Annotated in this window: 12 protein-coding genes; 5 read left to right on the plus strand and 7 right to left on the minus strand. The window is 43.7% G+C overall.

Annotated features, from left to right (window positions below):
* The first annotated feature begins 181 nt into the window (after positions 1-181).
* Positions 182-1948, plus strand: a complete 1767-nt coding sequence (locus R7Q48_RS17995) for a sigma-54-dependent Fis family transcriptional regulator (protein WP_256900149.1) — start codon at positions 182-184, stop codon at positions 1946-1948.
* A gap of 61 nt (positions 1949-2009) precedes the next feature.
* Here R7Q48_RS17995 and R7Q48_RS18000 read toward each other — a convergent pair whose 3' ends face one another.
* Complete coding sequence (locus tag R7Q48_RS18000; protein ID WP_005377165.1) at positions 2010-2147, minus strand: hypothetical protein; 138 nt, start codon at positions 2145-2147, stop codon at positions 2010-2012.
* A 578-nt stretch (positions 2148-2725) separates the two neighbouring features.
* Between R7Q48_RS18000 and R7Q48_RS18005 the strand changes: the two genes are divergently transcribed.
* Positions 2726-2929, plus strand: coding sequence for a hypothetical protein (locus R7Q48_RS18005; protein WP_005377162.1), 204 nt, complete (start codon positions 2726-2728; stop codon positions 2927-2929).
* Between the two features lie 10 nt (positions 2930-2939).
* On the opposite strand, the gene R7Q48_RS18010 is transcribed toward R7Q48_RS18005, so the two are convergent.
* From R7Q48_RS18010 to zwf, 4 genes are all read right to left on the minus strand, one after another.
* Complete coding sequence (locus R7Q48_RS18010) at positions 2940-3467, minus strand: hypothetical protein (RefSeq protein ID WP_033906174.1); 528 nt, start codon at positions 3465-3467, stop codon at positions 2940-2942.
* A 226-nt stretch (positions 3468-3693) separates the two neighbouring features.
* Positions 3694-5142, minus strand: a complete 1449-nt coding sequence (gene gnd / locus R7Q48_RS18015; protein ID WP_005377160.1) for a decarboxylating NADP(+)-dependent phosphogluconate dehydrogenase — start codon at positions 5140-5142, stop codon at positions 3694-3696.
* A 38-nt stretch (positions 5143-5180) separates the two neighbouring features.
* Entirely contained in the window at positions 5181-5897 is a 717-nt protein-coding gene (pgl, locus tag R7Q48_RS18020; RefSeq protein WP_017634562.1) for a 6-phosphogluconolactonase, read from the minus strand.
* Positions 5894-7396 carry a glucose-6-phosphate dehydrogenase gene (zwf, locus tag R7Q48_RS18025; protein WP_017634563.1) on the minus strand — a complete coding sequence of 501 codons (1503 nt, stop codon included), beginning with the start codon at positions 7394-7396 and terminating at the stop codon, positions 5894-5896. The genes pgl and zwf overlap by 4 nt, the downstream gene beginning before the upstream one ends.
* A gap of 537 nt (positions 7397-7933) precedes the next feature.
* Here zwf and R7Q48_RS18030 point away from each other — a divergent pair.
* Both R7Q48_RS18030 and R7Q48_RS18035 read left to right on the plus strand, forming a co-directional pair.
* Positions 7934-8899, plus strand: coding sequence for a helix-turn-helix domain-containing protein (locus R7Q48_RS18030; RefSeq protein ID WP_182039233.1), 966 nt, complete (start codon positions 7934-7936; stop codon positions 8897-8899).
* Between the two features lie 99 nt (positions 8900-8998).
* Positions 8999-11134: a TonB-dependent siderophore receptor gene (locus R7Q48_RS18035; protein WP_256903283.1), complete on the plus strand. Its 2136-nt coding sequence runs from the start codon at positions 8999-9001 to the stop codon at positions 11132-11134.
* 91 nt (positions 11135-11225) lie between these two features.
* On the opposite strand, the gene R7Q48_RS18040 is transcribed toward R7Q48_RS18035, so the two are convergent.
* Positions 11226-11912 carry a response regulator gene (locus tag R7Q48_RS18040; RefSeq protein ID WP_017634565.1) on the minus strand — a complete coding sequence of 229 codons (687 nt, stop codon included), beginning with the start codon at positions 11910-11912 and terminating at the stop codon, positions 11226-11228.
* Positions 11909-13528, minus strand: a complete 1620-nt coding sequence (locus R7Q48_RS18045) for a sensor histidine kinase (RefSeq protein ID WP_053306993.1) — start codon at positions 13526-13528, stop codon at positions 11909-11911. The genes R7Q48_RS18040 and R7Q48_RS18045 overlap by 4 nt, the downstream gene beginning before the upstream one ends.
* Before the next feature lie 476 nt (positions 13529-14004).
* Between R7Q48_RS18045 and R7Q48_RS18050 the strand changes: the two genes are divergently transcribed.
* Entirely contained in the window at positions 14005-14232 is a 228-nt protein-coding gene (locus R7Q48_RS18050; RefSeq protein ID WP_005377125.1) for a hypothetical protein, read from the plus strand.
* The last annotated feature ends 64 nt before the right edge of the window (positions 14233-14296 follow it).

Here is a 14296-nt window from a genome sequence, read left to right on the forward strand (position 1 = left end):
CAAAGAGCATTACGCAAGTCACACGCCAACTACGCCATACTTGTTGTTAATTAAATGTAAAACTATGATTACCAAGCGATAACAAACCAAGTGAGCGATGTTTGAGCGGATGTATGGTGTGAACACCAATGTTCAAGTGTTCCAAAATGGCACACCCTCACTGTGACAAAATGGTACAGTCATGGAACTTCAACATATTAGCGATAACAATTGGCTTTCAACTTCATGGGTCAGAAGTGAACAAGCGGGTTTAAAACAGCGTCGACGCCCTGAAGATATTCGAGTAACGCCAGCGACGCTCCAAGATAGGCGTCACCAACTCAATTTTTTGCTAGAGGCAGTCACTCAATTTGCGCTCCCTTTGTTTAATCAGCTATTTGCTCATAGCGACAGTCGCTTAATTTTGACGGATTCAGATGGTGTCATCATCGGCAGTTGGGGACAGCCTAGATTTCGTGAAAAGTTAACGGAAATCTCGCTAAGCTCTGGTGCATGCTGGCAAGAAAAGGTCAAAGGCACCAACGCGATTGGTACAGCCTTGGTTGAAGCAAAGCCCGTTTCTGTTATTGGTGATCAGCACTTTATCCAACACCATCGTTTTATTAGCTGTTCGGCTAATCCTATTTTCGATCATCTTGGTAACCTCATTGGCGTATTAGATATTACGAGCGAGCAAAAGAGACATGACTTCTCAACGCAAGTACTAGTACAAAACATGGTCCAGCAAGTGGAGAATCAACTACTTAACTTGATTCCACAAGGGCATATTCGTGTGGATTTAGCGTGCGAAAAAGGTTTACTGAATAGTGGTTGGCAAGGAATTATCATTGCAAATGAAGACGGACAAGTTTTGGCTCACAATCAAGTAGCCTCTCAACTTTTTGCGCAAAAAAGTATCATTGGGCAATCCTTAGACGACATTCTATCCACTCGGGGAAATGAGCACCCTTTCGTTTTCAAAACAAAACCGCTTACCGATAAAGATAGCAAGGTCAAGTCTCGTGCTGTAGCGGCGTCCAATGATCTTCATTATGGCGACTCCGCTGTTGAGCACTGTTGGCAGCAAGCTAATCGCGTCATCGATAAAGACATCAGTTTGTTGATTCTCGGAGAGACTGGTGTTGGCAAAAACGAGTTTGTAAAAGCACTCCATAAAAACAGCCAGAGAAAAACGGGACCGTTAGTTTCCGTCAACTGCGGAGCGCTACCAAAAGATCTGCTTGAATCTGAATTGTTTGGCTACGTAGCCGGTGCCTTTACTGGCGCAAACAGCAAAGGCTATCAGGGAAAAATTCGCCAAGCGCACAAAGGGATTTTGTTTCTGGATGAAATCGCAGATTTACCCTTGGAAGCTCAAAGCCGCTTGCTCCATGTATTGCAAGATAAAACCGTGCTTCCCGTGGGTTCCAACCAAAGCATTCAAGTCGATACGCAAATCATTGCAGCCACGCATAAAGATCTGGAACATTTGGTCAGCGAAGGGTTGTTCCGCCAAGATTTGTATTATCGCCTTAATGGCTTGATCATTGAGCTACCTCGCTTTGAGGAGCGTGAAGATAAACGACAACTGATTGAGAACATTCATCGGCGTCACGCCGAATCTGAACAACAGCTTTGCCCTCACCTACTTTCTCTGATGCTGTCTTACTCATGGCCAGGAAATTTGCGTGAACTCGATAGTTTAATCAAAGTATCCGCCTTAATGGCGCAAGGTGAAGAAATATTGGAACTCACACACGTCCCAGCCCACCTAAGTAAGAAACTCAGCCAAGCTCAAGAAGGAGCAGCATCCGCTGAACCAACTTCAGAACTGCGTGCAACCGTCGAAGATAAGTTGCTCAAAACATATCAAGCCAACCAGGGGAACATTAGCAAAACGTCTCGTATGCTTGGTGTGAGCCGAAATACCATTTACAGAAAGTTGAAAAGCCTTGGCATATTAAGTTAATTCTACGACCTCAGATACAAAAAGAGCACCGTTGCGGTGCTCTTTCTCTTTGAAACCTAGCTTACAGGCCGCCTTGTTGTTGTGCCTGTTTTACTAATGCCTGACGTTGAGTTTCCTTCTCAGAGATCACTTGATTGTCCTTGTGCATTTCCTGTTCCAATTCTGCTGGAATGAAAACAAAGTACTTGTTAAGAGTCATCTTAGAACCTCAATTTGCTGTGTTAATTACCTTCTTGGTCGACGTAAACAAAACCAGAAAAACATGTTTTACTGGATCCTTGTTGCTAGTTTCAAAAAATAAAGGATGTTCATATAATAAACATCCTCCATGTGGGCGCTAATTATAGGCGTAGTTTAAAGGCTTACCTAGCACTCTTTTTCACCTTTTGTGCAATCTGAGTTTCGGTCGAAAAACGGATTTAATTGCCCGTAATTACTAAGGTATTGTTAAAAAGAGAAAAAAGCTTTTACTGTAACTGACGACAGGGATGAGCTTACGAGTGTAGGTTCACTTGCAATTGTGTATCGTAGAGTTCGAATACGATAATAATAACGCTACATGCCCTTAATCTGCGTAGTTAAAAACTTTGAAGTGATAGACAACCGAAGTCATATCTGTGCAACTCAGTTTAACGATTTGTCTACCAGTTCAATATTTCACCTTTTTTGAGAAATCTTTAGCCACTTTTTTGTGTGAAACGCCCCAAAAGAGCAGACAATTAAAAGTGTGGCATATGACCACAATTGTCTATCCCCACTTAGCATCGGGAGGCGTTTATGAAAAGTAACAAACTTGGCCATGTGATGTCTTTCAGCAGGATGTTTTCCTTCATTGCATTCTTGACGGCCACATTCGCATGGATTCTCAGCATGTACGCCCTATTTACTGTTTCTTTAGTGGCTCTTGTGGTCAGTGCAATTCTCTACCTAAAAGACAGGTTTTATCAAAACAAGAAAACGACCACTGAAAAGAGCGCCTAGGCGCTCTTTTCTATTGGATGTCATTTCCGTGTGACTTGATATAGTTATCAATCCGTTCGAGTTCGTGAAAATAACCATACATACCAATACGATTAATTTCTGGTTCTATACAGTATTTTTCTTCTTTTACCATAGCTTCTACAAACATTCCGCTTGATGCAATTGTGAAAGGTGGACACGCTGAGTAACCATTACTTTCTGCAATATATTTCAATCGCCCAAATTCAAAAATTTGACCTGGAATAGCAACGATAAGGGACAAGACAATTGTTATAGTTATCACTTTAATCGGCACTTTGACTAACTGAGTCATTCGATCAAATAAAATATAGACCAATAATGTAGGGCATAAGAGTAAGCTTGCGATACTTAAAACATATGACGCATCAATGTAGAGCACTTGAAAACCACTACTGAGCTGAAGCGGTAGAGATTCGAAAACGAAATGATGATAAAGGCGATAGATAGAGTAAGTAATCAGTAATATGAACATAAGCAACACGAAAGCTGTGTGAAATGGATGCTTCTGTTGTGTCATTTCTATTACCTTATAGTTGAGGAGACGACAGAGAGCTGCTTAGCTTCACTCTTCGAAGAGAAATATTAAACTGCTAGCAAATGCATGCTCTCCCATTTCTGAGAAGTGCGTGACGAATCAACGTTTAATGTAACTTTTAAATCTACCAATATCTTACAGACACAAAAAAGGATGCCACTTGGGCATCCCTTTATATCTTTATATTTAGTCGGTTTACTTAAAACGATTACACGTCGTAAGTTGTAGACGCTGTGTCGCCGCCTGTACCAGTCCAGTTAGTGTGGAAGAATTCACCACGTGGACGGTCAATACGCTCATAAGTGTGAGCACCGAAGTAGTCACGTTGAGCTTGAAGCAGGTTCGCTGGTAGACGAGCTGTTGTGTAACCGTCTAGGAAAGATAGCGCAGAAATCGTACATGGCATTGGGATACCAGACTCTAGAGATTTCGCTGCTACTTTACGCCATGCTGCTAGGCTGCCTTGTAGGATGTTTTTGAAGTACTCATCAGAACCAAGGAATGCGATGTCTGGGTTCGCTTCGTACGCATCACGGATGTTGCCTAGGAACGCAGAACGGATGATACAACCGCCACGCCACATTAGAGCTACGTTACCGTAGTTTAAGTCCCAACCGTTCTCGTTAGACGCTTCGCGCATTAGCATGAAGCCTTGAGCGTAAGAGATGATCTTAGAAGCTAGTAGCGCTTGACGTAGTGCATCAACCCACTCTTGCTTGTCGCCTTCAACTGGAGTGATTGTCTTACCGAATAGAGATTCAGCTTCAACACGTTGGTCTTTCAGTGCAGATAGACAACGAGAGAATACAGACTCAGAGATAAGCGTTAGTGGAATACCTAGGTCTAGTGCGTTGATACCAGTCCATTTACCAGTACCTTTTTGGCCTGCTGTGTCTAGGATCTTTTCAACGAGAGGCTCACCGTCTTCATCTTTGTAGCCAAGAATGTCAGCCGTGATTTCAACAAGGTAGCTGTCTAGCTCAGTCTTGTTCCAATCAGCGAATACTGCTTGCATCTCGTCTGCAGACATACCAAGACCGTCTTTCATGAACTGGTAAGCTTCTGTGATAAGCTGCATGTCACCGTATTCGATACCGTTGTGTACCATCTTAACGAAGTGACCAGCACCGTCGTTACCAACCCAGTCACAACATGGCTCACCAGCGTCAGTTTTCGCAGCGATACCTTGGAAGATAGGCTTAACCGCTTCCCATGCTTCAGCAGCACCGCCAGGCATGATAGATGGACCGAAGCGCGCACCTTCTTCACCACCAGATACACCAGTACCGATGAAGTGGATACCTTTTTCACGTAGTGCAGCAACACGACGGTTTGTATCTGGGTAGTTAGTGTTACCACCGTCAATAATGATGTCGCCTTTGTCTAGCAGAGGTACTAGCGCTTCGATGAACTTGTCTACAACGTCACCAGCGCGAACCATCAACATTACTTTACGCGGCGTTTCTAGCTTCTCTACTAGTTCTTCTAGAGAGTATGCACCGATGATGTTCGTGCCTTTTGCTGGACCTTCCAGGAACTCGTCTACTTTAGCAGCAGTACGGTTGTGAGCAACCACTTTAAAGCCGTGATCGTTCATGTTTAGGATAAGGTTTTGACCCATTACTGCTAGGCCAATTACACCGATATCACCTTTCATTGTTTCTCTCCAATTTTATTTCATCGACGAGCAGCGTCTTAAGCAATTTTTGCTGCCGCGTCTAAATCTAAATACCATTCCGTTAGGCCCGATTTCGCTTGAATCTTAGCCGCTGGGTATGGCAGTGCGTGTGCTGGTGAACTGTTAATTTCTTCAACAATGTCCGCTTTTCCTGCACCAAGCACTAAGTAACTAATGCGTTTCGCTGCTTCTAATACGCGTGCGGTTTTCGACACACGAAGTTGGCCCGATTCAGGATGCGACGCCACAAGAGATAGGTTCGCATCATCATAATTCGTTTGGCCAGGGAACAGAGAAGCTGTATGACCATCTGCACCAACGCCTAATAAGATCCAGTCAAACACAGGTGTGCCGTTTTCACTCGGGATCACCTCTGCCATCTCTTTTGCAAAGCGCTCGGCTTCTGCTTTAGGCTCATCTTCGCCACGGATGCGGTGAATGTTTTCCGCAGGAATATTTACTTGGCTAAACAACAACGTGTTCGCTTCACCGTAGTTGCTTTCTGCATCGTCAGGGGCAACACAACGTTCGTCACCCCACCAAAAGTGGAGGTTTTCCCATTGAATGGAGGTTGCGTAAGCCTCTGAAGCCAGTAGTTTAAACAGCATTTTAGGAGTGCTGCCGCCAGAAAGAGAGATGTGAACAGGTCTGCCCATTTCGCTAAACGCTTTCATATCGTTAGCTAGGCTTTCAACTACCTGTTCTGCTGTTTGGTAGATCTTATGGTTGATCATAGTTCACAGTAATCCGTATCTGTTAAGTTTTTACATGGGAAACGCCAAGCGCGGCCATCACGCTGTAACAAGTCATCTGACTCTTTAGGTCCCCAAGTGCCGCATGCGTACCCGAAGAGGGATTGTGGATCTTGCTTAAAATCTAAGATTGGCTGTACGTATTGCCAGCACGCTTCCACCGCATCACTACGTGCAAATAGCGTAGCATCACCATTCAAAGCATCAAGTAGAAGACGCTCGTATGCCGTTAGCATTTGCGTTTCTTGCAGGTCAGCGTAATGGAAGTTCATTTTCACTTCCTTCGCTTCAAAGCCTGCGCCTGGCTCTTTCAAGCCAAAGCTCATTTGAATGCCTTCGTCTGGTTGAATACGAATGATCAGCTTGTTTTCTGGTGCGTTTTGACCAAACACAGGATGCGGTGTTTGTTTAAAGTGGATAACCACCTCAGTAACGCGTGTTGGAAGACGCTTACCAGTACGCACGTAAAATGGCACGCCATTCCAACGCCAGTTGTTGATGTACGCTTTCAAACCGATGTAAGTCTCTGTACGAGAATCGTCTGCAACTCCCGGCTCTTCACGGTAGCCGCGTAGGCTTTGCCCACGAACTTCAGACGCCGTGTATTGGCCTAATACTAGGTCATTGCGCAGAGCGTTTTCGTCTAATGGCTTTAAGCATTGAAGCACTTTTACCACTTCATCACGCATCGAGTCTGCATTGATTTGCGCTGGTGGTTCCATACCTACCATTGCTAATACTTGTAGCAAGTGGTTTTGGAACATGTCGCGCACAGCGCCAGAGTTGTCGTAGTAACCACCACGCTCCTCTACGCCAAGGAATTCTGCGCCTGTGATTTCAACGTAATCAATGAAGTTACGGTTCCAAAGCGGCTCAAACATCGCATTAGAGAAACGAAGCACAAGTAGGTTTTGTACCGTTTCTTTACCTAAGTAATGGTCAATTCGGTAGATTTGATGCTCTTGGAAGTGCTCGTGAATTTCTTTGTCCAGAATACGCGCCGATTCAAGGTCATAACCGAATGGTTTCTCAATGATCAGGCGTTTCCAGCCATCTTCTTCACTGTTAAGACCATGTGCTGCAAGACTTGCAGGGATCACACTGTATAAACTTGGTGGGGTTGCTAAGTAAAAAAGCGTATTGCGTTGCTCGAATTGATATTCGTCCGCAAGTTGGTCTAAGCGAGAAGATAGCTTACCGTAATCTTGTGTGTCAGAAGTATTAATTGCTTGGTAGTGCAGATGGTTAATAAATGCATCAAGCGTTTCTGGCTCAGTCTTTTCCATTTCCTGAAGCGATTTTTTCAGCTTCGCGCGGTAAGACTCATCACTGTATTCAGTGCGACTTACACCCAGAATGGCAAAATTCTCTGGAAGCTGCTTGTTCGCGTAGAGGTGGTATAAAGCAGGAATGAGCTTACGGTACGTAAGGTCACCTGAAGCACCAAAAATAACGATGCTGCTGTTTTCTGGTATTACCATCATCTTTCCCTTAAAAACGAGGTACTTATTGTGTGCCCGGATACGGCTAGAGAATGAGCCAACCCTATCAATGGCACCTCAAAATAGAAAATTGGTCTTACCTATTACGTTGATAGGTAAAGTCTATGGGCCCAAAGAACCTCAAGAAGTTGCATTTCCGATTCTTGGAAACACGACGTATTGAGGTCATTTAAGTCACTTATGTCTCAAAAGTACACACTGTACTCGCTGGAGGAGAGTCCGACACGGGGCAATATTGTCTACGACTATTTGATTTACATCAACACTTGCCAGTGCAAACGTTTAAATAAGTTGCACAAAACGTCATAAGCGATTGTATTTTATTGATAAAAAAAGTTTCATCTGAACGCTCCAGAATTTAAGCAAAGACTCTAATATGGGCAATAATTACTCATACTTGCAATCCATTACAGTTTTATCGTGATCTGTGTTACTTACTTTTTATTTCATCACCCTATTGATAATGATACTCAATTAAAGATAATGAAATCACTATTAATGTGAAAGTAGAACGCCATGAAATCAAGCGCCATTAACCCACACCCCATAAACCGAATACAATCGGTGCTTGACTACATTCACACCAACTTAGACAGCACTCTGAGCGTAGATGAAATATCGAAAGCAAGTTGTTGGTCGCGCTGGCAACTGCAACGCGTATTTCAACAACACACTGGCGTATCCGTCGCTCACTACATCAGAGAGCTTAAACTTAGCCTTGCGGCTGAGCGCTTAATCCATACTTCTGACCGCTCGTTAGATATAGCGATAGAAATGGGATTTACATCTGAACACGCATTTAGCCGAGCGTTCAGGAATATGTTTTCAAAAAGCCCACGCGAATATCGCAAAACGCAACAACTCTCCGGGTTGAGACAACCTTTAACGCTGCGTAAGACACCAGAGGAAGAGAAAAAACATCAGCGCTTTATTGAAGTTCGAATAGAAACAAAACCAGCTTTTGAACTTGCTGGTTATCATGAACCTATTCACGGATTGTTTTCCGCTACGCCCGATTTCCAATACAAAGTTCCGTCACTTTGGTCACGTCTTTATTCATCTGAAAACCTTAACAATTCGGAAAGTACTTACTTTGGCGTGATTGATGTGACTCAAGCGTATTCAAACAACCAACAACTTGAGTACTGGGCAGGTTATGAGTGCGGTCCAACAGCAGGTGCATCAAGATCAACGAACTCTTCCAACTCGGGGTTAGACCTCTTGGCTGTTCCTGAGCAAACCTACGCCGTCATTACACACATAGGCAAAGCATCAGAGCTCGCCTCAACGCTGGAATGGTTTATTTTACATTGGCTACCCTACTCTAATTATCATGCTATCGATGGTTATGAGTTAGAGCTTTATCCAGAAGGTTATGATGTTGATAGCGAACAAGCACAAATGCAGTATTGGATTCCTGTCGAGCCAAACGACGCGCTATCTTTAAAACCTAAGAACAGAAGAATAAGTTCCAAAGATTAGTGTTTTGCACCAAATTGTTAACTTTTCCTATTTCTTTGAATATAGAATACAAATAACAATCATTATCAATAAATAGAAAAAGTAGTGGAATTTATAAATATGGAAAGTCCGATTCGATTTCATCGTTCAGCGGTTGCTATCGTCGTATCCGCATTGCTCGCTGGCCACGCCAATGCGACTGAGAGCGTATCCCAACACGAAACGATTACGGTGCTAGGAGAAACATACCGAAACACCGCAACTAAAACCGTTTTAGAACCGGAGGAAACACCGCAAGCGATCACGGTAATCACTAAAGATGACATGGACCTGCGCGGCGTAAACTCGGTGAGCGAAGCATTGCGTTACGCGCCTGGCGTAAATACAGAATTGCGTGGCGGTGCCGTTTCCCGACTTGACCTATTCAATATTCGTGGTTTTATTAACTACACCAACTTTTATGATGGTCTTCCTTTGCTGTACAACGGTTGGAACCTTCAACCGCAGGTCGATTCCGTTGCTCTTGAGCAAATCGAGGTTTTTAAAGGGCCAACGTCTGTTCTTTACGGCAATATTCCACCAGGAGGTATGGTCAACATTATCGCCAAGGCGCCTCAGTCAACACCCTCACACTCTGTCTCGATTAGTACTGGGACTAACAACCTAAAAGAACTGACGTTCGACACCACAGGACAAATTGGTGATTCTAATGTTGATTACCGTATCGTCGGCCTGGCAAAACAGCGAGATGGTCAAGCCGATACGTCTGAAGACGAACGTTATGTACTCGCCCCATCTTTCAATTGGCAAGCGACAGAAAGCACATTAGTGAACGTGAATGTTTACTATCAAAATGATCCATCAGCAGGTATCTACACGACTGTGCCTGCATCTGGCTCAGTGATTAAAAACCCACTTGGCTCGATGTCACCAAGCACCTATTTGGGGGATGAGGACTGGAACACTTACGAACGCGAAGTTCTGATGATGGGTTACAAAGTCCAACACGACTTTAACAACAATTGGCAATTTCTACAGAATGCCCGCTACATGACCGCCGATGCCTATCAGGAAAACACATATAACGGTGCACTTGAAGCGGATAACCGTACCGTTGGTCGAAATGCCTATTTAACCGATGAAAAGTCCAAATCCTTTGTGATTGACAACCAACTATCTGGCTACGTTAAAACAGGAAATTTTGAACATAACTTATTGTTCGGGCTTGATTATCAGTATCTAGATTCAGATGTAAAATACAAAGACACGCTTGGGTATTCGCTAACTCAGGACATTTTTAATCCTGACCACAACAGCATTGATCGTAATGCACTGAATTTCCAATACAAACAAAACTTAGATATCAAAACGAAGCAGATTGGCGTTTATTTCCAAGATCAAGTTCGTTGCGACCAACTTGTAATGATTGCAGGTCTTCGTTGGGATAAATACGATTCAAATACAGACGCCGTTAGCGATTATCTAGGAGCAGTATCCAACAGCAAGGAAGAGTTAGACGATACCAACGTATCTTTCCGAGTCGGTGGTTTGTATGAGCTAGACTTTGGTCTCTCGCCATATCTTACTTACTCGGAAAGTTTTGAGCCAATTGCGGGTGCCGACTCTTCTGGTAAAGCATTTGAGCCATCAACCGGTCATCAATGGGAGTTAGGCTTTAAATACGCCCCATTATCTGGTGATATCTCAGGTAACTTAGCACTCTTCCATATTACGAAGAAAAACGCGATCTTGACCGATCCGAATAATCCATATGCACCGAACTATCAAGCGGGCGAAGTGGTATCACAAGGTATTGAACTTGAGGCAAAATGGCAAGCCACAGCACAAGCTGATTTCACTCTAGGCTATACATATACCGATATGGAGATTACCGAGGACAGTTATTACAACCAAGAAGGTAAAACGCCGGTTTGGGTACCTGAGCAAACGGCCTCTCTATGGGCCAATTACTTCTTTGAAGGAAATCTTTCAGGCCTTCGTACCAGTGCTGGCGTTCGCTATGTCGGAGAAGCACAAATTGATGCACAGAATAGTCAAAAAGTACCGGACTACACCTTGTTTGATTTAGCAGCAAGTTACGATTTCTCAACGGTATCTGAATCAATGAAAGGGGCTAGCGTCACGCTTTCTGCAAGCAATCTATTCGATAAAGAATACTATTCTTGTTACGACAAAAATAACTGTTGGTTTGGCGCTGAGCGCTCTATCGAAGCGAAGTTAGAATACAACTTCTAACCTCTTAGAACGGAACAGCAGTAATTTGTAAAGCGATGGTTTCTACAACAAGCCATCGCTTTTTATTTTGCATAGAGCATCAATATAAACGCTACCGTGTCACTTTTTTATAGCACCTTTCTGGCCTACCAACAGAGCCATAGTTTAAATCAGCCTCTAGTTCACCAGTGCTGATAAGATACTCCAAATAGCGCCTCGCCGTTGTTCGGCTCGCGCCGATCTTTTCGCCTGCCTCATCAGCGGTCAGCACACTGCCATTTGGGAACAACTCTCTGATCTTGTCTAGGGTTACACCATCAATCCCTTTTGGTAATCGGTTCGGCAAGTTGTCTTGATTGGCGTGAGACTGCAGCATTTTATCAACGAGGTTCTGATCCAAACTCTCTACGATGTCTAGTTGTTGGCGTTGGGACACATACTTTTTCAGTGCGGCATCTAAGCGTGGAAACATCACTGGTTTTAACAGGTAATCGACAACGCCACCCCTCATCGCCTGTTGTAATGTATCGACATCCCTTGCGGCTGTAATCAAAATGACATCACACGTTTGGTTACTTGCACGCAGTGTATTTAGTATCTCAAGCCCTGTGCCATCGGGAAGATAGACATCCATCAATAGTAAATCTGGCTTAAGAATGTCGAGTTGCATTTCTGCTTCCATTCTCGTGGTCGCAATTCCAACCACTTCCAAACCTGTCAGTTGGCTTAAGTATTTGTGGTGCAGCTCAGCAATAGCCAGATCATCTTCAATGATCATTACGCGAGTCGCCATACTCATAATTGTTCTTCCTTGGGTAAGTACACCGTTATTCTTGTCCCATAATTTGTATTGGGTATCATCTCAACATGGCCGTGATATCGAGTAGCAAGCTGATTGACAAGGTGTAACCCAACACCTCGATTTTGGCGAGATTTCGTCGAAACGCCTTTTGTAAATAATGTTTGTGGATCCATTGTTTTTGGGAGGCCACAGCCATGATCTATCACCTCAAGTATCACTTCATTTCCGTAATCGCTAACGGACACATCAATGTTTCTGCGTTCTGACGCAACATTTGATTCATCGCGAATTGAAGTTAACGTGGCATCGAAAGCGTTATCAATCAAATTACCCAAAATTGTGACTAGGTCTTCCGAATTTAGCCACTCAGGCAGGGGCTCCAGACGACTGCCTTCCTCAACCACCAGTTGTAAGCCTAACTCGCGAGCACGTTCAGTTTTTCCAAGCAACATACCTGCAATTAGCGGGTCTTTAACGGTATCTCTTAAAAACTCAATCATTGCCTGATAGTGTGCGGTTTCTTGTCCAATTAACTTTTGCACCGCATCAAGTTCACCCATTTGTACTAGCCCACTAATGGTGTTGAGCTTATTGCGATGCTCATGGGTCTGCGAACGTAACAAATCTGCATATTCCTTGGTTTGTGATAGCTGCTCGGTTAGATCATTGATTTCATCCCTTAAACGGAAACTCGATACCGCCCCCACGATTTTTCCATCAACATAAATTGGAGAGCGATTTGCAATCAGGCGCTTATGATTAAGGAATATCTCAATATCATGATCTTCCTGCCCGCTTTCTAACACTGTATATAGATCGCTATCACGCAGCGTGTCAGTCAAAGGTTTATTGAGCGCTGATTCTCTATCAATACCGAGAATCTGGCAGGCACTACGATTTATCGAGCGAAGTATCCCTTGGGCATCAATGCTTAACACGCCCTCTTTGATGGTGCTCATCGTCACTTCTAATTCGCCGTACAACCGCCCTATCTCTTCAGGCTCAAAGCCTAAAATGGCGCGCTGAAACTTTCTCGACGCATAATTGGATACAATGGCATTAGCGACGACAACTACGATGACCATTAAAATCAAAAAGGCCAAAAATGGTTCGATGCGGTCTTGCAGTCGGTCGAGCAAATAGCCAACCGAAACCACACCAATGATGTTCCCTTGCTCGTCAAAAATCGCAGCTTTACCACGAACTGAATAACCTAACGAGCCCTGTGCCGTCGAAACATAAGACAACCCCTGTTCTAGCGCTCGACGATTGTCGCCACCTCTCATTGGCTTGCCCAACCGCTCATCAACAGGGTGGATTAAGCGTACTCCCTTATGGTCGCCAATAACGATGAATGCAGCACCTATGGCTTCGGTTAATTCTCTAAAGCGAAGTTGGTATGGCTGGGGGTTTTGGGTTTCGATCATTTCACGAACAACCGCTGAGTCCGCTAAAAAACGGGCAACACCCAGTGCTTTTTCTCCCATTTCTTGCTCTTGATTGATTTTGAGATAAGTGAAACCCGCGGCGACGAGCAATAACAGCTCTATCAACCCCGATAGCGTCATGATAATGAGCATCCGCTTACGAAAGCTGATGGTTTTCCAACTCATTGATACATCCTTGTGATTCACTCTTGAGCGTAACGTTAACACTCAGTTAACAGCATGACGTTGTCGCGGTGATAAATCTGTGAGGAAGGCAAGCAAACCGCAGAGTTTACGGTTAATTAATCGACGAGCTGAAACATAAAATTACAACCATTCACCAAATTTAGCATTCCTCTCTGATACTCAATTCCATACATAAATTGCCCTTAAAATCATGATCGCGATCACATCGATTTTAGCGGTTTTTGAGGCGTTTTTAGACTTTACAACGTATAATTTTTAATCAACGAAACCAATGAGAGTTTCGGTTTGAAAGCAGTGAAGCTGGAAGTCTATTAAAAGCTCAACATTGATGTCAGTGATTTGGACACAAATAAAACAAAACACAAATACTGACTATATGACAAACACTTAGACACCATCTGAAAACTGGAAAACTATAAACAGAGGTGCATTTATAGTTAGAAGGAACACCAAACATGGAACGCGATACCTTTGGAATATGCCTGAATAAGGCGATGCTGTCAGAGAATATGTATTCAACATTTACACACGTCAGGGCTTATGAAAAAAACGGAGGCGGTACTTCTGATCTCAAAGTCCTGTTATCGTTCCCTCAAATGAGTGGAAAAGATCTATTGAATACGATGCGAGGTTCTCGTCAGCTCGAGTGGAGAGCGGAGTTTCACTGTCCATATACGAAATAAATTTGTAACATCTCCCGCGCCCAGCACAAATATAACTGGGCGCATACTACTGCCCAATTTTCCC

This window comes from Vibrio sp. 378, assembly GCF_033339435.1.